This is a genomic window from Prevotella amnii DSM 23384 = JCM 14753 (assembly GCF_000378745.1).
Classification (GTDB): domain Bacteria; phylum Bacteroidota; class Bacteroidia; order Bacteroidales; family Bacteroidaceae; genus Prevotella; species Prevotella amnii.
The window spans coordinates 23,759-48,281 of sequence record NZ_KB905275.1 but is presented as its reverse complement, the minus strand read 5'-3'; the positions used below and the strand labels follow the sequence as shown (position 1 = coordinate 48,281).

Genomic DNA, 24,523 nt, shown 5'->3' with positions numbered 1-24,523 from the left:
TTTCTTTGAATTATTATTAATTTATTATTTTAAAACAGCAAACCTAATGTTAGACTTGTTGTTACACCTTTCACATGTTCAGAATTAGATATTATACCGCCATAAATATCAGCAAACACACCATAGCGAGATTTTTTTAACTTGTAATCGATACGCATATTGGCTTTTAACTCTGCCGTGTTACTCTTCAATTGAGCATAGTTATAGTTTATATACTTAACAAAAGACTTTTCTATATCTGTATATGGCATATCTATTTTGTTGTTACTTTTTCTAAAATAAATAGTCGTAACTCCACAATCTAACAACCATTGCTTTGCAAAAGAATATATATAATTTATTGAAAGCTCGCTAAAGAAATGGGAAACACCTATTTCCCTATACGGATATATATATTTGGAGTTATTATCAACAAAACCCACTTTACCTCCAAAAGTCCACTCACTTTGCGTTCTCACAATATATTTAGCCCCAAGATAAACTGTTCGTATATAATGCTTATACATTGTAAGATTAGCTATTATGGGATAGTCGCCCAATTTTGCATCGCCAGCTATATGCTCTATACCATGCTTTTGTAAATCTTTATAATATCCATATATAGAAAACATATTTCTTGCTTTTTTAAAATTATATCCTATTATTATTACTGCTTTGTTATTGTTAAGTGTTGTCAATGGTAATGAGTTATACTCATCAGATATTTCATTGTAACTTTGCTTTGAATAGCTTATTTTACTAAAAAATCCTTTTCCTGAAACTGGTGTTACTGAAAATAAGAAAGCAACACCTTTCCCCTTGTAACTAATATTTGTATTAGTCCCTGAAAAGCGTTTATAATATGTTCCTAATCCTGTCATGATATATTCTGGCACCCCTCCCAATTCATTATAAAAGTCTACGCCAGTAGTTTGTTTGTAGATATTTACTAAAGTTACTACTCCTATACTATAATTATTTAATAAATAAGAAGCTCCCAGCTTAATACTTAAATCTGAAACAATCCCCCTCATACGTGGATCTTGCCTTCTCCATTCTTGTTCTGCACGAAATTGTAATTCTGTTCCAATTCTCCAGTTCCCTGATCTTCTGGCATACCCTCCTAAGAAATTATATCTTTCACGTTCTGTATCCCCTCCTACAGAATCGGCAAGTATATATGGTGCAAGCAAATTATAGTCGGCAGTAGAATTCCAGCTTACATTTAACCTATGCCCGGCAACATACGAAGCATTACCCCATACGGTTATATGCTTATTAAGATGAAGATATGATATTACTTTTGCCTCAATATCTTTATTTCCTTTTCCATTTTCAAGAATAAAAGGAGATGTACTACTTTTAAAATTGCCTGTAAGCGTAAGTTCAGAAAGATTGTATTTATATGTATCTCCATAACTTGCAGGATTTTCCCAATCCTTTTGCCAACTTATTTCTTTTAAAGTAGCCCGCTCTATACGCGCAGAATCTTGTGCAACACTATAGCTTGTTGCATACATTATATAAAAGATTATATGTAAAAAACGAAGATGTCTCATTTAGTCGGTAAATATAGTTTGCATTAAAAGATGAGTGTCATTACTCCCTGTTATACTAACAAAATTGGTTGTACTACGAAACGTTCGTACTCTAACTTTATTATTTTTATCAATATAACGTATTACCCCATCAAGTGTTATCTTGTATGCACCACGTAAAACCACTTCTGTAAGAGTGTTTTTTATAAACTTTACTGACCTAAATACCTGCTTACTATTCAAGTTGGTAATTGTAGCTGTAGCCTGAATTCTATCTATATCTTTAGCGTCATCACAATTTACAATAATTGTAACGTTAGCCATATATTCTTCTGTTCTGTTATCACACGATATTAATATGCAAGCAATAAAAGCAAAACATATAATAAAAAAATATCTTTTCATAACTTTAAGTTCACTTCTAATCCAAAATAAGGTCGCACACTGCGTCGAATAGTTATTTTATCCTGCTTATAGTCTGGTGTATAATCTAACATTCTATTACAGAACATAGCTATGTTTAAACGATCATTCAATAACTTCTTTGTTACCTTCAAATTTAAATTCATAGAAAAAGGTACTGTATATTTAATATATTCTTTTTCATTATGATTACGAATAAGATAATATAAAAAAACATTATCTTTATCTTCTGTTTTCCATTCGTGTAAGGTTCCATCAGAGTCTATATATCGTTCTGGCTCATTACTTAATGGTAAACGCTGTGAAGATGTAAACCAAAGACATTGAGCAGACAACGAAAAACCCAATCTGAGCTTAGGAATATTGGTATCGAACGTAAAATTGGTATTTGCCATTTCTGTTTTCAAACCATCATTATCTCTATATAAGCCCACATACTGTATTTGTTTTCCGTTTATAACTTCAGATGGACGATAAGCTACTAACTGCGAATTGGTATAAATAGTTTTAAACCACGCTCCATTTATAGTTAATCGAGTATATAGAGAAGGAATGCGCCGAGTAGAAAAAGTATATTCCAAACCCTTCTTTAACGTTCTGCTACCATTTGAATATTCTGTCGATCCTAACAGTTCTTGTTCCATTGTGTAAGGAAGATTATTTACATCTGGAGGTGCTGTTATATTTTTACCATCTATCATAGATGTGTTAAACTGCTTAAACCTATAAGGTCTATATATAATATTAGGACGAAAACCATCTTTCATGTCTTCATGAAAAAATATCACAGACAGCTTATTACCTGCAAAACTTATATCTGTACCCATTTCCCATTTAAGATTACAAGCAGGATGTATATTTTTATTCGTCACATCAAGTACAAATGTACGCACATTAATTGTCCTTAAATACTCCTTAGGGTGATAATAACTTAACTGAATAATATCTAAATAGTTTTTATCTGGATATATGTAATCCATAGTAGGAAACTTTGTGTGCTGCCCTACCCCTCCATGTAAGCGTATATTAACAGTACGTTTTCCTATGTTTATTTGTGGGAATAACCACCCTATATTTATACGAGGGTCGGCATACCATTGCCCATGCATAGCATATACCCTTGACAAATTAAGCATCTGACTAATCCTAACACCTCCTTCTAAAAAGAATATATTACGAGCAATTGGAATCTGTAATTTCTCTTCACCATAAAAAGCTATCATGCTCATTGCAGGTATTAACGATAGCTTATGTGGTCTTACAGATGTTCCAGTATAAAGTGGAGCTAAAGGATTAAACTCCTGACCTCTACCATAATTTTTATCTAAGGAAAAATCAGAACCTAATAAAAGATTATTGCTTATTCTATAAAGTGGAATTTGTAAATGAGCATTCACTTTACCAAACACATTAAGCGGTTTCCCGTCTACGTCATGTTGCCCATAATAGGTATAAGGTAAAATAGAAACAGTATGTTCTCCTTCTGTTGTAGTAGAAAGAGCAGGCATCATACGTGATAGTTGCACTAAGCGCAAACGTGAAGTAAAATTGTGTTGATAACTTGTTGAAACAACAGCGTTCACACTTTTTAGCCAGAACTTCTTTTGTAAAATAAGGTTCAAAGAAGAATTGAAAGCAAAACGATTATAACTTGATTTATATATATCACGTTTACCTTTGTTAAGATCAGGATCTAACTTCTCTCCATCAAACGAACCGCTATAATCTAAATTGTTTGCCCACCTTATATTATAGCTTTCTTTTCTCCACTTTACATCACTCCGAAGAGAAAAAGTTACACGAGAGTAGCCCTCAAGGGTGTTACGAGGATCGTTATTAGCTTTTAAATAGTCTGCACTAAGATTAAGTGTCCATAGCTTTCCTAGCTCAAAACCTTTGGCTAAATAAAACAATTTACTACTCATATCTGATTTCAGGCGAGCATTAGTGTCATGTCCCCCATGCCTACGTTCTATTTTTATCAATCCTGATGTAAGATCTCCATATTCTACAGAAGGTATTCCACGTACCACTTCCACCTTTTCTATATCATCTGTTGATATAGCTCGCATATCAACTCCTTTATTTATAAATGTCCTATTAGTTACTTGTGGCTCCCATGCTCCTGATATATATTGCTTATCAGCATTATTTGATATAGGAGCACCATCTAACACAAAACTTGTCCCTAACGAAGATGTACTGTAATTTACACTTCCATAAGGCATTGCTTCGCGTAAACGAATGCAATTAGGAACACTCAAATTAGGATCTAAAGAACGACCACCTGGCAACAATTCTAACAAGTCTGTAAAACTTGATGGCTGCAAATGCTCCATAGCTTGTTTGCCTATTGTAGAAGCCGTTACTAATCCTTGAGATTCTTGTGCTGTTACTACTACCTCTGCTAATGCACTTGTATCGCCTACTAAATAATAGGTAGCATTCCTTTTTGCTTTTACTTTCAAAGGCTTATAGCCTATATAACTTATACGAATAGTTTTACCCTGAATATTTTCAGCATAAAACTGTCCATTCTCATCGGTTACTGCCAGTACACGTTTGCTATCTTCTAACATTACCGTAGCTCCTATAACAGGCTGATTAGTTGACTCCTCAAGAACAAGACTTTTTATTCTATTCTGCGCATAAATAGTTAGTATGTTAAAAATACAACATATAAAAAATAATATTCTTGTTCGTTTCATTTACCAATCCTTTTTAAAGGTGTAAAGGTAAGCATACAAAAACCTTTAGGAAATACCTAAAAATAAGTAAATACCTCTTTAAAAACAACCTTTACACTAATGTATAAAGGTATCATTACACAAAGAAAAATATCTAACTCTATTTATACTAACTATTGTTATTGCTTATATAAATAAAAAGAGAAATAAAAAGATAACTTAAGCCATTACTCTAACTTGTAGTGATCTATCATCTTAAAACCATTTAAAAACGATTTTACATCCATGCGCTTTTTGCCTGGTAGCTGCATATCAAGCAGTTCTAAAAGATAATCGGTAGTATTTACATACAAATGGCCCTTCTCTACTAACAAGGTACCTGGCTCGGACTCTGCTATACGCATTGTCTTTGACGTTTTAAACACCTTTAAAACAATATTATTCTTAGATGTTTTAAGAGTATCATCAAGTAATAGCATCGTAGTCCATGTACCCGGATATGGACTTAAACCACGCACAAAATCATAAATCTTCTTTGCTTCTGCATTCCAACAAATACGACATGTTTCCTTAAATATTTTTGGAGCTTTATGAAGAGATTCTTCATTAACCTGAGGAGTACTTATCTTATCAAGTACTTTAGAAAAGTTTATACCTTCCAAACAGTTATCTGGAAGTTGTTTTAAAATATAACTAACCGTGTCTATTGCTATTTCTGCCCCCAAACGCATTAACCCATTATAAACATATTCTACATCAGCCTCATCAGGTATAGGAAACTCACGCTGAAGTATCATTCTACCTGTATCTATATTCTTATCTAAAAAAAACGTAGTAACACCTGTCTTTTTCTCTCCATTTATAATTGCCCAATTTATCGGTGCTGCTCCACGATATTGTGGTAAAAGAGCAGCATGAACATTAAACGTACCCAAACGAGGCATAGCCCATACTACCTCTGGTAACATTCTGAATGCTACTACTATTTGTATATCGGCTTTATAAGCTCTTAACGTAGAAAGAAACTGCTCTTCTTTTAGCTTTTCTGCCTGCAATACTGGCAAATTATGAGCTAAGGCATATTGTTTTACAGGTGAAGACTGTAAATGTTCCTGATGCCTACCTACAGGTTTGTCTGGCTGTGTTACCACTGCTACAACATTAAAATTGTTTTCTACCAATGATTTCAACGACTCTACAGCAAACTCTGGAGTACCCATAAAAACAATACGAAGATCTTCTTTTCTCATCAATGTCTATATTAATAAAATTGTTAAATAACAGTTTCTTTCTTACTATTCTGTACTATAATCAGCCACAAGCTTACGATAATTATCAAAGAGTTTTACTCGCGATATATAGCCTACCAAGCAATTATTTACATCTACCACCGGCAGGGCGATGGCACCTGTTTTTTCAAACACTTTCATTACATCTTTCATAGGATCGTTTACGCCAAGCGTAGCTAAAGGCGGTGTCATCAGTTGGCTTACTATAAAACGATGGTATAGCTCTGTACGAAACAATACATGACGTATCTTTACTATATCTATTTCCCCTACTAACACCCCACTATCATTTAATACTGGGACATAATCGGTATAGCTACCACTTATAACTTGTATTAGCTTACCCATATCCATGTCTGGGTGAACAGGGGTATAGCTACGGTCTAACATCTTATCCATTGTCATAAGTGTCAGCACTGAACGATCGGTATGATGGGTAAGCAGCTTACCTTGCCTTGCTAAACGCATAGCATAAATACTATGATGCTCAAATAGGTTTATAGTTAGGTAAGAACTAATGCTTACTATTAGTAATGGTATAAAAAGCTGGTAGCCACCAGTTAGCTCAGCTATCAAAAAAATACCAGTTAGCGGAGCATGCATCACCCCCGACATTAAGGCTGCCATGCCATAGAGAGCAAAATTCTTTTCAGGGACATACAAACCTATCAATTGCATATTCCATATACGAGAAAAGAAAAATCCTGCAAAACCACCTATGAAAAGTGTAGGAGCAAACGTTCCTCCACAGCCTCCCGAACCATTAGTAGCACTTGTGGCAAACACTTTTGTCATCATAACTAACCCTACATACAATACTAATAGCTGCGAATGGCCTGAAAACAAAGACCCTCGCATAACAGTTTGCCACTCTTCTATAGTCTTACCTTCTATAAACACACGCAAACAGTTATATCCCTCACCATAAAGAGATGGAAATAAGAATATTAAAGACGACAACATCAAAGCACCAACAAGGAGCTTGGTATAAGGATATTTAGAAAGCTTGCCAAAACAGTTTTCACACCATGTCATCACGCGTATAAAATAAAGCGATAAAAAGCCACAAAAAACACCAAATAGTATTGTTGCAGGAATGCGGTTAAGCTGCCATTCATAATCTACATGAAAGGCATACATAGGAGAAGTTCCTGTAAAAAGATAAGAAAAGCATGTAGCCGTTACAGTAGCTATCAATATTGGTAATAGCGAAGCCATTGTAAGATCTACCATAAGTATTTCAAGCGTAAAAACAAGACCTGCTATAGGAGCTTTAAATATGCCTGAAACGGCAGCTGCACCACCACAGCCAACAAGCAGCATTAAGGTTCTATCTTCTAACTTAAATAACTTTCCCAAGTTACTACCTATAGCTGAACCTGTAAGAACAATAGGAGCTTCTGTTCCTACAGACCCTCCAAACCCTATTGTTATTGCAGATGCTACTATAGAAGACCATGTATTATGACCTTTTATCTTCGATTTATTAGTAGCTAAAGCATAAAGCACTCTCGTAATACCATGAGAAATGCTATCTCTAACCACATATTTTATAAACAAAGAAGTAAGCCATATACCTATAACCGGATAAAGTAAATAAAGCCAGTTAACATTGGTAATCTTAAAACCTGAAGTAAGAAGAGCTTCTATTTCACGTATCATCGTGTGCAGAACGTATGCTGCCACAGAAGCTAAAAAGCCTACACAAAACGCAAGAATATATACAAACTGCTTATCAGAGATAAAGTCTGACCGCCATTTATCAAAACGTTCTATTATGCCTAAATGCTTTGAAGTACTACTATTTTCCAAAATATCCATTTGGATGTGGAAGTTTATGTTTTACTTACGAATGATATTTACAGTACCATCTTTACTCAATTTTATAATACTTGAAGGTGTGTGGGGCTCATGTTCCTGACGACGTGCAAAACAAACGTAATCTACTCCATTTAATACCTCTTGTGAAATATCACGATAATTTTGCGCTGCTGGCTCACCACTAATATTTGCAGAAGTACTTACTATGGCTTTCTGAAAACGGTAACAAAGCTCTTTTGAGAAAGGCTCGTTAGTAATACGCATACCTATAGATCCATCTTCAGCTATAAGGTTAGATGCTAAATTGACTGCATTATCAAGTATAAGTGTTGTAGGCTTTGTAACAGCTTCTAAAAGTTGCCATGCCACCTGAGGAACATTTCTTACATATCTTTGCAAACGATCTTCCGAATCGACAAGACAAATCAGAGCTTTCGAATCGTCTCTACGTTTTAATTTATAAACCTTTGCCACTGCATCAGCATTAGTAGCATCACAACCGATACCCCAAACAGTGTCAGTAGGATAAAGGATTATGCCACCTTTTCGCATTACTTCTATTGCTTTCTTTATATCATCTTCTCTTTTCATACTCTTAAAAATATAAATACACGCAAAGATAAAATAAAAAAGCGAAAGAGCAAAACGAAAGAGCAAAATAAAAAAAGCGAAAAGAAAATACTTTTATAAGTATATACTTTTCGCTTTTAAAAATATACCTCTCATCAAAGAGGCTTACTATGAATGAAAATAAACAAATTTCTTAAAGCTCCCAACCTATAGCAGAAGCACCTAATACAGCTGCTGCAGCGTCATCAAGTGAGCTTACTAAAAACTTTGGCTTATCTCTAAAGATAAGCAAAGCACTCTTTCTATAAGTATCTACTATAGGCTTCATAATAAGATCGCCAGCTTTTGTTAACCCACCAAAGAAGATGAATGCTTCTGGAGAAGAGAAGTTAGCAAAGTCAGCACAAGCCTCACCAAGCATCTTACCCGTAAAAGAATATACCTCAAGAGCTATCTTATCGCCCTTACCTGCTGCAATAGAAACATCAAGAGAAGTAATGTCTTCAGGATTCATCTCACGTAAGAGAGAATATTCTTCCGACTTCTTTAAAAACTCACGAGCTGTACGTGCCACACCTGTAGCCGAACAATAAGCCTCTAAACAGCCCAAACGACCACAACCACAGCTACGGCCTTCCTTCCCGCGCACCATGATAACATGACCTAATTCGCCCGCAAAACCATCAGAACCATATACTATCTTGCCATCAACAACAATACCAGAGCCTACCCCTGTTCCAAGAGTAATCATAATAAAATTCTTCATACCACGAGCCACTCCGTACTGCATCTCACCAATAGCCGCAGCGTTAGCATCGTTAGTTAAGCCTACCTTAATATTCAGCCGTTTAGCAAACATATCTGCTAAAGGAACTATTCCTGTATGACCCCATGACAAATTAGGTGCAAACTCTATTGTACCACGATAAAAATTACCATTAGGAGCACCTATTCCCATAGCTTTGATGCTGTCTATACCTCCCACCTTTGCTATAATAGGCTTTAGAGCTTCTATACCAGCGTCAACAAAATCGTTTACTGTCTTATATGCCTGAGTCTTGATAGAATTGGTAGCTAACACATGACCACGCTGATCAACAATACCAAAAACGGCATTAGTACCGCCTAAATCTAACCCTATTACAAAAGGTTTTTGTTCTTGCATTTCCATATTGCTGTAGTTTTTAGTTCAAAAAAATCTTTTCGCAAAGGTAGAAAAAAAGCCTAAGTCTACAAACTTTTAATGCTTATTTTTGCCTATCTCACATATTTTTCGCAATTTTGCAGTTCAATTATAATAACAATAATGGATTTTCCTATTCAGTTAGATATATTAGATTTTATTTTTAAAGGTCTTCTTATAGGCATTATAGCCTCAGCTCCTATGGGGCCGGTAGGTATACTTTGTATACAGCGTACACTTAACAAAGGGCGTTGGTATGGCTTTATTACAGGCTTAGGAGCTACCCTAAGCGATGTTATATACGCGCTCATAGTAGGTTTTGGCATGAGCTTTATAATGAAACCTTTATCTAATCCCTCGTACCAATTCATATTACAGATGGTAGGCAGCATACTGCTGCTCTTATTTGGCATTTATTGCTTCATTTCAGACCCTACTAAGAACATGCACAAGTCTGGCAAAAGTAAAGGAAGTATTATTCATAACGGCTTAACAGCCTTTGCTGTAACCTTTTCTAATCCACTTATTATATTTCTTTTCATGGCCACCTTTGCACAATTTGCCTTTATACAGCCTGCACACACTTTTGAGATGATAGCAGGTTTTATAGCCATACCCATAGGGGCTATGATGTGGTGGTATGGTCTTACATGGATTATTAGTAAAATTAAAGGAAAGTTTAACAAAAAAGGAATTATCATAATAAACAAGATTATTGGAGCTATAGTTATATTATTCTCTTTAATTATATTGTTTGGAATAATATTCAATCTATATCATCTTCCTTCCTTTTATTAAAAACTACACTTTCAAAGCAAAATAAATTATGTTTGTTGCTAAACAATTACGTAAAAAAAGCATTGCAGAGTATTTGCTATATATGTGGCAAATAGAAGATGTTATACGAGCATACGACTGCTCTCTCACACGCATCCGTAAAGAATATATAGAAAGCTTTAACTATACAGAAGAGCAAAAAGAAGATGAGGAAGACTGGTTTGGCAATTTAGTGCGCATGATGAAGCAAGAAGGCTGCACAAAGTCTGGACACTTACAAATAAACAAAGTTGTTATGCAGGCACTCACAGAACTTCACTCTGAGCTATTACACTCTTCTAAATTTCCTTTCTATTCAGCAGAATATTATCGCGTATTGCCCTTTATTGTAGAGCTCAGAGGAAAAACAAAGAGAGTAGCCGACACTATGGCACGCAAAGGTGATGAAAACCTAAAACCAATTGCTGCTACTTTATCTCATAGCGAAATAGAAACATGCTTTGACCTATTATATGGCGTGATGATGCTTCGTTTGCAAAAAAAGGAAATTACCTCAGAAACTAATATTGCACTTAAAGAGATAACTACTTTCATAGGAATGTTATCCGACTATTATATAAAAGACAAAACAGAAGGAATAGACTTTGGTCAGCAAAACTAAAAACACACACAACATGAATATTCTTGTAACAGGAGCTAATGGACAGCTTGGTAACGAAATACAATTAATATCTAAAAAAAGTAAAGACAGCTATATCTTTACTGATATATGTGAAGGTTACACCCATCTGGATATTACAAATATTGATGCTATCCGTAAAATAGTAAAAGAAAAAGACATAAGGTGCATAATAAATTGTGCTGCATGGACTAATGTAGATTCTGCCGAAACTGCAGGACCCATAGTAGAAGCACTCAACGCCACTGCCCCTGAAAACCTTGCTAAAGCTATGAAAGAGGTAGAGGGGCTACTCATACATATAAGTACCGACTATGTTTTTGGTGCCGACCCTTACAACACTCCATGCCTCGAGAACCAAGAAGGTACGCCAACAGGAGTATATGGGCTCACTAAGCTGCATGGGGAAGAAAAAATAAAACTCACTAAGGTAAAACATATCATCATACGTACAGCATGGCTTTACAGCAAGTTTGGACATAACTTTGTAAAGACTATGATTAATCTTACAGCTAATAAACCACAAATAAAAGTAGTGTTCGACCAATGTGGCACACCTACCTATGCAGGCGATTTGGCTGAAGCTATTTTTAATATCATAGAACATAGACTCTATGAAAACCATACAGGAATATACAACTATTCTAATGAAGGTGTTTGCAGCTGGTACGACTTTGCCATAAAAATAGCCGAGCTCTCGGGTAATACTGCTTGTGAAATACTTCCATGCCATAGCAATGAGTTTCCCTCTAATGTAAAACGCCCTGCTTATTCTGTACTGGATAAAACAAAAATAAAAGATACATTTGGCTTAAAGATACCATACTGGGTTAGCTCACTTAAAAAATGTATCTCAGAATTATAACATTTATTCTTGCTATAAGGCATATAAACTTGCCACAAAGAATACAAGATATATAATATAAAACATATATATAAAAACTATAAGAACATATTAGATAACAATATGAACGAAATACAACGTAGGCGCACTTTTGCTATTATTTCTCACCCTGATGCTGGAAAGACCACACTTACTGAAAAGTTTTTACTCTTTGGAGGACAAATACAAGTAGCAGGAGCTGTTAAAAGTAATAAAATAAGGAAGAGTGCTACATCGGACTGGATGGATATAGAAAAACAACGTGGCATCTCTGTGTCGACATCTGTAATGGAGTTCGATTATAACAACTATAAAGTAAACATACTTGATACCCCCGGTCACCAAGATTTTGCTGAAGACACTTATCGTACTCTCACCGCTGTCGACTCTGCCATTATCGTTGTCGATGCTGCAAAAGGTGTAGAAACACAAACACGAAAGCTCATGGAAGTATGCCGTATGCGCAACACTCCCGTTATAATATTCATTAACAAAATGGATCGTGAGGGGCGCGATCCTTTCGATATCCTTGACGAGTTAGAACAAGAACTAAACATTAAAGTGCGCCCACTGTCATGGCCCATAGGACAAGGACAACGATTTAAAGGAGTATATAACATCTACGAAAAGCAGCTTAATCTCTTCACCCCTAACAAACAACGTGTTACACAAAAAGTGGAAGTGGACATCAATTCTGAAGAGCTCGACTCGCAGGTGGGAGCCGATTTTGCAGAAAAGCTACGTGAAGAGTTAGTACTTGTAGAAGGAGTATACCCTCTGTTTGAAAAAGAAAGCTATCGTAAAGCAGAAGTAGCACCTGTGTTTTTTGGCTCTGCACTAAACAATTTTGGTGTACAAGAGTTGCTTAACTGCTTTGTAGAGATAGCTCCAAGCCCACGACCTGTTAAAGCCGAAGAAAGAATGGTAGACCCTAAAGAAGAGCGGTTTACTGGTTTCATATTTAAGATAACTGCCAATATTGACCCTAACCACCGTTCTTGCATAGCTTTTTGTAAAGTATGCTCTGGTAAGTTTCAACGAAATCAGCCTTACCTACATGTCCGCAATAATAAGACTATGCGCTTCTCTTCACCAACACAGTTTATGGCACAACGTAAAAACACAGTAGAAGAGGCTTATCCCGGAGATATTGTAGGCTTGCCCGATAATGGTGGAGTGTTTAAAATTGGCGATACGCTCACAGAAGGCGAACACATACATTTTAAAGGCTTACCAAGCTTCTCTCCTGAGCTTTTCAAATACATAGAAAACGACGACCCTATGAAGTCTAAACAGTTCTTAAAAGGCATTGAGCAGCTTATGAATGAGGGTGTGGCACAGCTGTTTGTTAACCAGTTTAACAACCGTCGCATCATAGGCACAGTGGGTCAGCTACAGTTTGAAGTCATACAATACCGCTTAGAACACGAATATAACGCAAAATGTCGTTGGGAGCCTGTCCACCTATATAAAGCATGTTGGGTAGAAGCTGACGATGAAAAAGAACTTGAAAACTTCAAAAAGCGCAAATATCAATACATGGCAAAAGATACAGAGGGACGAGATGTCTTCTTAGCAGACTCCGGCTATGTTCTTAGCATGGCACAGCAAGACTTTGAACATATCAAGTTCCATTTTACCAGTGAGTTTTAATTTTAAATATATTTATCTTGCTTAATCCTGTGCAAAAGGCATTTAAGATTTTAATAACACATCTATTAAATTAACATATATAGAATTGTTACTCTTAGGAAATCTCTTGAGTAATATGAAAGATATATACACTATTAAAAAGAAACAATAAGTTTTAGGGTTAAGATACATCATATATAAAAAGGGAAAATAACACCTACTTAAAATAAAAATAATTTATTTTTAATACAAAAATAAATTAAAAACGGACTAAAAATAATTTATTTTTAGTCCTTATACATTCTTTATCCTTCTATCAACGACTATTTTTATTTATCAAAAAAGCCTTTGTTTACCGTTATACTATAAACTAATACTTTCCTGTATATATGTTTTTATATGTACTGCTATGAAATTCTATCTATAAACAAGTTCACATAAAAAAAATGAGGCACATTGTTTTTTATACTAATGTGCCTCATTTATTATTTTCAAATAATATGTTTTAGCTTACCAAAGCTTCAAACGCTCATTTTCAGGAAGATACATCTTATCGGTAGACTTTACATTAAAAGCTTTATACCATTCATCTATGTGTGGAAGAGCCCCATTTACACGCCACTTACCCAATGAGTGAGGATCGCTCTTTACACGATTGCGTATCTCTGCTTCTGTGATATTATTAGCCCATACTCCTGCGTATGCTAAAAAGAAACGCTGCTCAGGAGTGAAGCCAAGAAGATTTTTTAATCTCTTTGTTTTGCTTACCTTTTGAAGTCCAGCATAAGCTACCTGCAAACCTCCATGATCGGCAAGATTTTCTCCAAGTGTAAACTTACCATTTGCATTAAGGTCTGGAAGTACCTTTATAGCACTAAAGAAATCAGCATACTTACCTGTACGCTCATCAAACTTCTTGCTATCAGCATCTGTCCACCAATCGCTCATATTACCATTCTTATCGTACTTACGCCCTTGGTCATCAAATCCGTGTGTCATCTCATGACCTATTACTACGCCAATAGCACCATAATTGAAAGCATCATCAGCCTTAGCATCAAAGAAAGGATATTGCAAAATACCTGCAGGGAAACATATCTCATTAGTAGTTGGATTATAATAAGCATTAACTGTCTGTGGCGTCATGCCCCATTCATCTCTATCTACTGGCTTTCCTGCCTTTTCCTTTATCTCTTGCTTAGCCCAGAAAGCACGTGCAGCAAGCACATTGTCATAATAAGACTTTGTAGGGTCTATAACTAATGCAGAGATGTCCTTCCATTTATCAGGGTAGCCCACTTTAACGTAAAAAGTTGCAAGTTTTTCTTGTGCTGCTTTCTTTGTCTGTTCCGACATCCAATCTTGTGCGTTAATACGATCAGAGAGTGCAGACTTTAGGTTGTTAATAAGGTTTATCATACGTTGCTTGCTCGAAGCAGTAAAATAACGCTTACAATATATACGACCAAGCGCCTCACCCATTAGGTTTTCTATCTGTAATGTGGCGCGCTTCCAACGTGGAAAATCCTCCTTAGCCCCACGCATTGTCTTACTAAAGAAGTTAAAATATTCTGCACGAATATCATCACTCAGATAGTTAGCCGAAGACATTATAACGTCCCATTCCATTCGAGCACGCAGCTCTTCTACCCCTTGTGTAGCTATTATCTTATCCAAGCCTTCTAAAAACTTTGGCTGACCTACCACCATTGTTTGTATATATTCGCTCTTTATACCGCTGGCATTTGCCATAGCCTCTATATCGAGGTTAGGATATTTTTGCTCAAACTCCTTTAAAGTCATCTTATTGTAATTAGCCTCAGGGTCACGAAGTTCTGTTCTATTCTTAGAAACTAAAGCTAACATAGTCTCAAAACGAATAATAGCATCACGTTTCTGCTCTGCTTGCTGTGTGGTAAAGCCAAAAAGCTTAAACATATTTACAATATGCCTCTTGTATGCATTACGAATGTCAGTTGTAGCTTTATCATTATCGAGGTAATATTCCTTCTGTCCCAGTGTTAACCCACCTTGATAAACATTAAAGATATTCTGTGTAGCATTCTTTTCATCTGCTCCAAAAAATGTACCTGCCACTTCGCCATAACCAAAAATAGCATATTTCTTACGAAGAGCATTAAGGTCGGCTATACTCTTAGCTTGCTCCATCTCATCTAACAAAGGCTTTACAGGAGCTATCCCTTCTTTGTTGCGACGAACAGAGTCAGTTGCAAGTCTATAGAAGTCGCCTAATTTCTGCTCTACACTACCTTTCTTGTTCTTAGATTTAAGCAGACTTGTAAGAATACTGTTTATACGCTTATTATTGTTTTCTTGAAGTAAATCAAAAGAACCATAACGTGAATAGGCTGCAGGAAGCGGATGTAGCTTTTGCCAACCACCTGTAGCAAACTGATAAAAGTCGGTAGCTGGATTAACCGACCTATCTAAATTCTCTGCCTTGATACCTGCTGCTCCTTGAGCAAAAGATACCACAGGAGCTGATAATAACATCATCGTAGGTAAAATTTGTTTAATTTGCATGTTTTCTTTTCGTTTTTAATATTTAATATTGTAATATATATTTTTTTTATAACAGCTTAAGCCCCTCCTTTTTAAGCTCTTCCAATATTTCGCTGTTCTTAAGCCAATTATCGTTCTCCGCATCTATATTTTGCTGTAAAATAGTATATTCGTTTACAAGATCCATATTAGACGCATTTTCTTCCTGCATAAGCATAGCATCAAGCTCCTTCTTACGAGCCTCTAAACTATCTATCTTCTTTTCCAAAAGTTCTACTACTCGCTCTGCTTTCTTTATCCTTTTCTGCAACTCTTTACGCTTAGCATATAATGCCTTGCTGTCTTCCAGAGTGTCTTTAGATAAGCTATCATCTGGCTTAACGAGCTTTTCCTTAACAGAAACATCAGGCTTCTTTTCATCTTTCACTATCTTACCATTACTCACAGCCTGCTCTATGCTCACAGCATTATGATGGCGAAGATAGTCGTAAATACCACCAATATGTTCACGTACCTTACCTGCTCCAAACTCATAGACCTTGCTCACTAAGCCATCTAAAAACTCACGGTCGTGAGATACTATAATAGCTGTACCGTCAAAAGCCTTAATTGCTTCTTTTAATACCTCTTTAGATGCTATATCAAGATGATTAGTAGGCTCGTCTAATATAAGCAAGTTTACAGGCTCTAATAAAAGCTTTATCATTGCTAAACGTGAACGCTCGCCGCCAGAGAGCACTTTTACATATTTATCAGATGTCTCACCACCAAACATAAAAGCACCTAAAAGATCGTTTACCCGTAAACGCATCTCACCTTTGGCAACACTATCTATTGTGTCAAAGATAGTAATATTCTCATCTAATAGCTGCGCCTGATTCTGTGCAAAATAACCTATATGAACGTTATGCCCCACTTTTAGATTACCCTCAAAAGGTATCTCGCCCATGATACACTTAACCAACGTAGACTTTCCCTCACCATTTTTACCCACAAAAGCCACTTTCTCACCGCGCTTTACTGTAAGATCAACACCACGAAGCACTACCTTTTCACCATAGCTCTTAGATAGCTCTGAAGCTATTACAGGATAATCGCCCGAGCGAAGACAAGGAGGAAACTTTAAATGCATGGCAGAATTGTCTACCTCGTCTATCTCTATTGGAACTATCTTTTCTAACTGTCGCAAACGCTGCTGCACCTGCACTGCTTTAGTAGCTTGATAACGGAAGCGATCTACAAAAGCCTTTATATCGGCTATCTCCTTTTGCTGGTTTTCATAAGCTCTCATTTGCTGCTCACGACGCTCTTTACGAAGTACTAAATACTCATCGTATTTTACCTTATAGTCCTCCACATGACCACAGGTTATCTCTATCGTCCGATTGGTTACATTATCAATAAAGGCTCTGTCATGAGATACTAACACAACAGCCTTACCACTCTGCACTAAAAACTCTTCTAACCAACCTATAGACTCTATATCTAAATGGTTAGTAGGCTCATCGAGCAATAACACATCAGGGGCACTTAACAATATCTTTGCTAACTCTATACGCATACGCCAACCACCAGAAAACTCTTTTGTAGGACGGTCGAAATCGCTACGCACAAAGCCTAAACCAATAAGTGTACGCTCCATCTCTGCTTCATAACTTTCGCCTCCCATCATGTTATAACGCTCATGCTCTAAGGTAAACCTATTTAGCAAGTCGGTATAACTATCGCTCTGATAATCGGTACGTGTCTCAAGCTCATTTTGTAACTTCTCTATCTTATGAGCTAACCTCGTATTGTCAGCAAAAGCCTTACGAGTCTCCTCACGCAATGTAGTATCGTCAGATAAGTTCATTACCTGAGGTAAATATCCCACCTTAATATCATTAGGAATAGAAACCTTCCCCGAAGTGGGTACTTGTAGCCCACTTAATATCTTAAGCATAGTAGATTTGCCTGCACCGTTTTTACCTACCAACGCTATACGATCATTAGCATTGATAACAAACGATACATCTTCAAACAATGGCTTAACGCCAAACTCTACCTTCAACTTCTCTATAGATATCATATATCTTCCCGCTTCTTATAAATAATATAAGTTACAAAGATAAAAAAATATTTCTTTATACATACAAAATATTTTCTAAAACTCGTACTAATGTAAAATATTTTCTTTTGATTTTGATATTTAAAACTAATATAAAAAAAGCTTTAAATAAAAATGTCTTTCTTTTTAGATTAGCTAAACTTTAATACTATATAATTTCCTCTATCACACAAATATACATAAGAAGAATTATAACTTATATAAAAAGAAAAAACGGCTGAGCAACTGCCCCACCGTTATCTCCGATAAACTACCGTCTCACGACGCTAATTCTCTACAATCTTTACCTAAAATATAACTAAAAACCTAAATCTATTACTAACCTAAACAATTTTCTATAATCCTGAGCAATCTTGATTACCTAGAATAAATATCTATTTGAATATTATCTATAACTAGCAAGCTAGTGTGTATCTCTTAATTGCAATGCAAAGGTACGACCTTCAACAATACCTAACAAATATTTCTATAATATTTTACATCGAAGCCGCTATTTATTGATATAAATCAACCTATCTTGCAAATAATAAAACATTTAGCTTCTTATCTTAGCATTTTTACTTCTTGTCCCACTAAAAATAGCATTTTATAAGATACTAAAATGTATGAAAAATATTATTTTTCCATATTAAGGAAACAACTATTGTATAAATATATCATTTCATATATATATCCAAGACTTTATACCTCAAACTTCCATACTCTTCCACTATTACCCTCTATCTGCATTCTTACTTCTCCATTAGGCGATATAATAGCATCAAGCTGTTCACCTGTTAAAAGATCTGTCAAAAGATAATAATCTCGTTTTATCTTTAAAAATTTCATAGCATGCTCAGGAATTGTTACAAATATAGTAGATGCTTTATCATCAAAATTAGCAACTATCAATAAACGTTCTTTATCTTGTCCACGCATAAATGCAAATTGCTTGCTGGTATCAAATGTAGATTTATTAAAATTAGCATACATCAAATCGTAAGTTAGCCCCCTTGATATAGATGCCTCTTCTCTCAAACAAAGTATTTTATAATATATATCTCGAAGATATCTTTGTTTTGTAGATAATTTACCTACATTATAAAAGGCTTTACGTATAGTAGACGTACTCCAATAATCAAATATAGTAGATCTTCCATCAACTCCTGAAAATCCTTCTTTTTCCATTCCTTTTTCACCAAATTCTTGTCCGGAATATATCATAATAGGATTCGACTGAAAAAGGGCAAAAACTATCAATGCAGGAATACCTTTACGTCCTTCTCCTGCAAAAAAATCAGAAGCAATACGCTGCTCATCATGATTTTCTAAAAAATACAACATATTAGAACGGATATCATCTACAGCCTGCCATGCCTTAGTAATATCTGAAGCTGGCTTATATCCACATATTACCCCACGAAGAGTATCATACATTCCAACCTTATCATATAAATAATTAAAACCTGCCTTAATATACTCTCTGTATAACCCAGGGTTATAGACTTCACCTATAAATTTGATATGTGGGAAATATTTTTTTACATTCAATATTGCATATTTCCAAAAAGCTGTAGGTACCATCTCTGCCATATCACAGCGAAAACAATCTATTCCTTTTGCAGCCCAAAACAAAAGAATTTTAGTCATTTTCTTCCATGTAGATGGTATAGGATTAAAATGTTCGCTACGACCTCCTAAGTCACAATAATCAACACCATAATTTAATTTTACCGTTTCATACCAATCATTCTGTCCCGGATTAGGCTTAAAGCAGTCATTTCCAGTACACTTTGCTGGATATTCATAATAAGTTTCTCCAGTATCTAAAACATTAATAGCAGATAAATCTAAAGCAACCTCTGGACAATAATAAAAATTATTTTGGGCATCAAAATGCTTACAAATGTTATCATCAGCCCCCAAATCGCACACATTTTTAGGCTTAGCAATACTTTTATATTCACGTGCTACATGATTAGGTACAAAATCTATGATTACCTTTAGACCTTGATCGTGAGTTCGCTTAATTAAAGACTCAAACTCCTCCATTCTATGTGGTACATCTGTAGCTATATCTGGATCAATATCATAATAATCGGTTATAGCATAAGGTGAACCTGCCTTTCCCTTTACTACTTGTGCATGCTGTTTAGGAATACCGTACATCGAATAATCTGTTGTTGTTGCATGACGAATAATACCAGTAAACCATACATGCGTAAAACCACTTTGCTGTATCTTATGAAGTATTCTTGTGGAAAGATCTTTCATCTTTCCTACACCATTTTCTTGTATAGAACCATTCTCTCTGCAAGCTATATGCTTATTACCAAAGGTACGAGTAAAGATTTGATATATTACCATTATTTAAAAACTTAAAATGCCTTAATGACATTATAAAACAACAAGGAGTTATCGTAAGTATTTAGGATTAAAACCATTAGCATAAACAATAAATAATATGGTTTTAATACTAAAAAAGATAACCCCTCTAACAAAAATCTTTTTAAAAAACTTACAAACTACGTGCTGTTACACTTTTATTAATACGACCTATCATGCCTTGCAAAGCTGTTCCTGGACCACACTCTATAAACTCCGTTGCACCTGCGGCTATCATATTCTGTACACTTTCTGTCCAACGGACACTTGATGTGAGCTGTGCTATCAAATTAAGTTTTATATCTGCAGCGTCTGTATGTGCACAAGCATCTACATTCTGATAAACAGGACATTTAGGCGTATTAAAATTAGTTGCTTCTATGGCTACTTGAAGCTCATGCTTAGCAATATCCATTAATGGAGAATGGAAAGCACCCCCAACCTTTAAAGGCAATGCACGCTTAGCACCAGCAGACTTTAATAATTCACAAGCTTCTTTTATACCATCGGTACTACCTGAAATAACCAACTGACCAGGACAATTAAAATTAGCAGCTACTACCACCTTACCTTCACTACTTACCTTCTTGCATATCTCTACAACCTTATCATCAGATAAACCTATAATTGCTGCCATAGTACCTGGATTTTGCTCGCAAGCCTTCTGCATCGCATTTGCACGAGCAGCTACAAGCTTTAATCCATCTTCAAAACTTAAAGCACCAGAAAACACAAGAGCTGAAAATTCACCTAAAGAATGACCTGCTACCATATCTGGCTTAAGCTCTTTGCCCTGACATAATGCTGAAATAACACTATGTAAAAACACAGCTGGCTGCGTAACCTTTGTTTCCTTTAACTGTTCATCAGTACCTGTGAACATTACATCTGTTATTTTGAAACCTAAAATACTATCAGCTTTATCAAATAACTCTTTTGCTAACTCATTACTATCATAAAGATTTTTACCCATACCCACAAATTGTGAGCCTTGACCAGGAAATACAAATGCTTTCATTTCTACTTATCTATTATTTATATTTATTTATAATTAAACACTATTAATGTGTACAAAGTTAGAAAAATAAAATGGTAAAATATCCATCTTATATAAAATAACTTATATATTTAAGTGTTTAATATATGCTAAAATAAACAACAAATAGCAATCTGCTAAATATAATAATATATTATAGATATATTATATCCCTGTAAAATACTATTTTTATTCTACTACAACAGCTTCAGAGGCTACACTTTCTTTTTGCTTTAACAATTCATCTAAACTTTTATAAGTATAAGCTGCTTTATCTTTTATATATGTATTACGAAAACGCTCACGAAGATCAATTAGCTTACTAATAACCTCTTGATATGATTCTGCATTTATACGAAGAGCAAGCTGTTGCGCACGCTCAGCATCAAATTCAAAATATTTCAATAGCATTGATTTAAACTGGCTACGCTGAGCTTCCGACATAGCTTCCAATTGCTCTGATACATTATTATTTGCCTTAAATATAGTAAAAATAAGCTCATCAGGCTCTCCTCCACGCTGACCATGATCATATTTCTTTTCATATTCAAAGTAACAATCACAATATCCCTTAGCTGCCATATCTTTAAGCTCTGCCATAGCAGGCTCAAGAACGCGACGACAAAAATCAGAAAACTTCTTATAATTATCTTCTAAACGAAGCATCTTACGAAAGTCTATTGTTTTTATAACTGTACGCCCTTTATTAACCCATGACTCTATAAACATATAAATACGCTGAGTGTATTTATTCTTACAAGCAAAAACTATCTGCTTTCCTAAACGATGATAACCTAAATCTAAAGATACCAACCGCTCTGCAACTGCACGATTAAGCTTTAAAATAGCATACTTATTATATGAACGATCTTGAGGAATATAAACATCACAAAGGTTAGTATATTTGGTATATTTCCTACCTTCTGAAGTCTTATAAGGAATTTCTACAGGTAAAGACGCTAACATTTTTAAAGATGTGCGAAGCTCTGGATAATGATTCGGATCAACACCTAATTCTTTAAAAGGCAATTTAATAGGCATACGTCCATCTTCATCTAATTCTTTTGTCTGAAACAGATCAAGCTGTGCACTCTGCTTATTATTTAAAATACCAAGTAAAATAGCTTGTAAATTTTCAACTATAGAAACAAGTATTCGCACCTGAATAAGCGAATAATCATAACGCATCATCGTTACTGCAATGGGCTGTATAAGCCATGTCTCATCCTTTATAGGAATAAGAGCATCTGATATAGTACGTTTTATAGGTGCTTTCTTAGCTTTAGCACCTCTCTTTTTTGTTACTGGCTTCTTTGTAGATGTCTTGCCACTACTACTTGCGTCCTTTGTCTTTACCATGCTTTAAAAATAGCTTCAAGAGTACAAAGATAATATATTTTTATAATATTTACTATGGACACTTAAAAATAAAATTTACCTATATTACATTTAATATAAACGAGGACCAAAAATCTTTGTTCCTATACGCACCATCGTTGAATTACAGCTCACAGCAACATCATAATCTTGACTCATTCCCCATGAACGTTCCTTAAAAGATGCCTTATCCGAAAAATATTTCTTTTTTATTTCATCAAAAAATATAGATGCAGATAACATTTCTTTTCGTACTTGTTCCTTATCTGATACATTAGAAGCCATCATCATTAAGCCTGAAATACATACATGAGACATGTTTCTCCATTCGCCACTATCAATAAAAGCTCTACAATCCTCAAAAGAAAAACCATATTTACTTTCTTCTTTTGCTATATGAAGCTCTAACAAAACATTTATTACACGATTATACTTAGATGCTTGCTTTTCTATTTCACGAAGAAGTTTGACCGAATCGACAGCTTCTATCATTGATATATAAGGTACTATATATTTTACCTTATTAGTTTGCAAATGACCTATAAAATGCCACTCTATATCTTTAGGCAAAGACGTTACTTTTTTAGATAGCTCCTGCACTAAGCTTTCTCCAAAAGCGCGTTGTCCTTCAGCGTATGCTGCCTCTATATATTCTATAGGGTGATACTTACTTACAGCTATTAGTTTAACACCATTAGGCAGTTCCCTTAGTACGCTATGTAAATTGTCTACTACATCATACATACTCCTCTTTCTAAAAATAGTGCTATTCGTTAAATTACGATTCTGATATATTACTTATATTCTGATGCTCAAAAACATCCATAATCTTAGTTTCTGTAATTGATACTATAGAATAGTCTGATAGCCCTCCGTTCATAACATCTTCTACATTCTTCACTGCACCATTAACACTTCCTGCTTGAACAAGACGTGTAGAAATAATACGTTTCTCTTTTTCTGTTTTTTCATCAAGCGTTATAAATGCTATCTTTGCTTTAAACCATTTATCAGCATTATCACTATCACAAAAAAACACTTCACTGTAAATAGCTGGGGTAATAGCTTTTATCTCAAACTCACCACTGATATAATGAGACATTTCCTTTGTTATTTCAGCTTCTGCTTCTGAAAATGTATAAGCATCTACCACATACTGCTCTATTACTTTCTTATTTTGACCATCTTCCATAGTCTTATCATATCTCACTCTTATCTCAAACCATTTCGCTGTTCTTATCCTCATTATTTTATTTCTTTTGTTCAGTTATTCAGAAAAATTATCTCCTTTACCTTAAGTCCGCAACACTATTATAAATTAAACTTTTTAAATACTTGAACAACAAAAAGTTGTCCAAGATTTTGCCATGTCAGATTTTTCACTTATCTTAGTGTTGCAAAAAAAAACAAGAGAATCTGACGATAGACATGGCGAAGATACAAATTAAATCTGAGAGACTCACTCCTTTTGGGGGATTATTTTCGGGTCATGGAGCAATTTGACTCCACATTATCATCTGTAATCGACTCAACACCCTCGGTCTAAGGTGTAGAGAGTGAAGGAGTGTAGCGAACTACACGACTGAACGAACTTATATTTTGAACCAAAAACGGAGCAAGCCGAATGCAATCAAACTTGTTTGAATTGTTGAGGC

General features: G+C 35.1%; 18 protein-coding genes. 4 read left to right on the top strand and 14 right to left on the bottom strand.

What is annotated here, in order from left to right:
• Positions 1 to 29: 29 nt before the first annotated feature.
• The 7 genes from F596_RS0105415 to F596_RS0105385 form a co-directional block, all read right to left on the bottom strand.
• Positions 30 to 1,499, bottom strand: a complete 1,470-nt coding sequence (locus F596_RS0105415) for a DUF6850 family outer membrane beta-barrel protein (RefSeq protein ID WP_238292689.1) — start codon at positions 1,497 to 1,499, stop codon at positions 30 to 32.
• Between the two features lie 39 nt (positions 1,500 to 1,538).
• Positions 1,539 to 1,922 carry a hypothetical protein gene (locus F596_RS0105410; protein WP_019036149.1) on the bottom strand — a complete coding sequence of 128 codons (384 nt, stop codon included), beginning with the start codon at positions 1,920 to 1,922 and terminating at the stop codon, positions 1,539 to 1,541.
• On the bottom strand, positions 1,919 to 4,648 hold the full coding sequence (locus tag F596_RS0105405) for a carboxypeptidase-like regulatory domain-containing protein (protein ID WP_019036148.1): 2,730 nt from the start codon (positions 4,646 to 4,648) through the stop codon (positions 1,919 to 1,921). Before F596_RS0105405 ends, F596_RS0105410 begins: the two co-directional genes overlap by 4 nt.
• 206 nt (positions 4,649 to 4,854) lie before the next feature.
• The gene (gene fmt / locus F596_RS0105400) at positions 4,855 to 5,877 is read right to left on the bottom strand and encodes a methionyl-tRNA formyltransferase (RefSeq protein WP_019036147.1); all 1,023 of its coding nucleotides are present in this window, start codon (positions 5,875 to 5,877) and stop codon (positions 4,855 to 4,857) included.
• Between the two features lie 45 nt (positions 5,878 to 5,922).
• Positions 5,923 to 7,737: a chloride channel protein gene (locus F596_RS0105395; RefSeq protein WP_008450952.1), complete on the bottom strand. Its 1,815-nt coding sequence runs from the start codon at positions 7,735 to 7,737 to the stop codon at positions 5,923 to 5,925.
• Between the two features lie 21 nt (positions 7,738 to 7,758).
• Positions 7,759 to 8,328 carry an L-threonylcarbamoyladenylate synthase gene (locus F596_RS0105390; RefSeq protein ID WP_019036146.1) on the bottom strand — a complete coding sequence of 190 codons (570 nt, stop codon included), beginning with the start codon at positions 8,326 to 8,328 and terminating at the stop codon, positions 7,759 to 7,761.
• A 172-nt stretch (positions 8,329 to 8,500) separates the two neighbouring features.
• The gene (locus F596_RS0105385; RefSeq protein WP_019036145.1) at positions 8,501 to 9,478 is read right to left on the bottom strand and encodes an ROK family protein; all 978 of its coding nucleotides are present in this window, start codon (positions 9,476 to 9,478) and stop codon (positions 8,501 to 8,503) included.
• A gap of 135 nt (positions 9,479 to 9,613) precedes the next feature.
• Between F596_RS0105385 and F596_RS0105380 the strand changes: the two genes are divergently transcribed.
• The 4 genes from F596_RS0105380 (at position 9,614) to F596_RS0105365 (ending at position 13,482) form a co-directional block, all read left to right on the top strand.
• Positions 9,614 to 10,288, top strand: a complete 675-nt coding sequence (locus tag F596_RS0105380; RefSeq protein WP_019036144.1) for a LysE family translocator — start codon at positions 9,614 to 9,616, stop codon at positions 10,286 to 10,288.
• Positions 10,289 to 10,316: 28 nt separating this feature from the next.
• The gene (locus F596_RS0105375; RefSeq protein ID WP_008450975.1) at positions 10,317 to 10,928 is read left to right on the top strand and encodes a DUF4924 family protein; all 612 of its coding nucleotides are present in this window, start codon (positions 10,317 to 10,319) and stop codon (positions 10,926 to 10,928) included.
• A 13-nt stretch (positions 10,929 to 10,941) separates the two neighbouring features.
• Entirely contained in the window at positions 10,942 to 11,811 is an 870-nt protein-coding gene (gene rfbD / locus F596_RS0105370; protein WP_019036143.1) for a dTDP-4-dehydrorhamnose reductase, read from the top strand.
• A 102-nt stretch (positions 11,812 to 11,913) separates the two neighbouring features.
• Positions 11,914 to 13,482: a peptide chain release factor 3 gene (locus tag F596_RS0105365; RefSeq protein ID WP_008450924.1), complete on the top strand. Its 1,569-nt coding sequence runs from the start codon at positions 11,914 to 11,916 to the stop codon at positions 13,480 to 13,482.
• 489 nt (positions 13,483 to 13,971) lie between these two features.
• On the opposite strand, the gene F596_RS0105360 is transcribed toward F596_RS0105365, so the two are convergent.
• From F596_RS0105360 to F596_RS0105330, 7 genes are all read right to left on the bottom strand, one after another.
• Entirely contained in the window at positions 13,972 to 16,005 is a 2,034-nt protein-coding gene (locus F596_RS0105360) for a M13 family metallopeptidase (RefSeq protein WP_019036142.1), read from the bottom strand.
• Positions 16,006 to 16,051: 46 nt separating this feature from the next.
• Positions 16,052 to 18,052 carry an ABC-F family ATP-binding cassette domain-containing protein gene (locus tag F596_RS0105355; RefSeq protein ID WP_019036141.1) on the bottom strand — a complete coding sequence of 667 codons (2,001 nt, stop codon included), beginning with the start codon at positions 18,050 to 18,052 and terminating at the stop codon, positions 16,052 to 16,054.
• Between the two features lie 720 nt (positions 18,053 to 18,772).
• Entirely contained in the window at positions 18,773 to 20,437 is a 1,665-nt protein-coding gene (locus F596_RS0105350; protein WP_019036140.1) for an alpha-amylase family protein, read from the bottom strand.
• Between the two features lie 151 nt (positions 20,438 to 20,588).
• Positions 20,589 to 21,473, bottom strand: coding sequence for an ACP S-malonyltransferase (gene fabD, locus F596_RS0105345; RefSeq protein ID WP_008449859.1), 885 nt, complete (start codon positions 21,471 to 21,473; stop codon positions 20,589 to 20,591).
• A gap of 207 nt (positions 21,474 to 21,680) precedes the next feature.
• Entirely contained in the window at positions 21,681 to 22,850 is a 1,170-nt protein-coding gene (locus tag F596_RS0105340; protein ID WP_019036139.1) for a replication initiation protein, read from the bottom strand.
• 90 nt (positions 22,851 to 22,940) lie between these two features.
• The gene (locus tag F596_RS0105335; RefSeq protein WP_019036138.1) at positions 22,941 to 23,612 is read right to left on the bottom strand and encodes a YggS family pyridoxal phosphate-dependent enzyme; all 672 of its coding nucleotides are present in this window, start codon (positions 23,610 to 23,612) and stop codon (positions 22,941 to 22,943) included.
• Positions 23,613 to 23,646: 34 nt separating this feature from the next.
• Complete coding sequence (locus F596_RS0105330) at positions 23,647 to 24,114, bottom strand: DUF4494 domain-containing protein (protein ID WP_019036137.1); 468 nt, start codon at positions 24,112 to 24,114, stop codon at positions 23,647 to 23,649.
• Between the last annotated feature and the right edge of the window lie 409 nt (positions 24,115 to 24,523).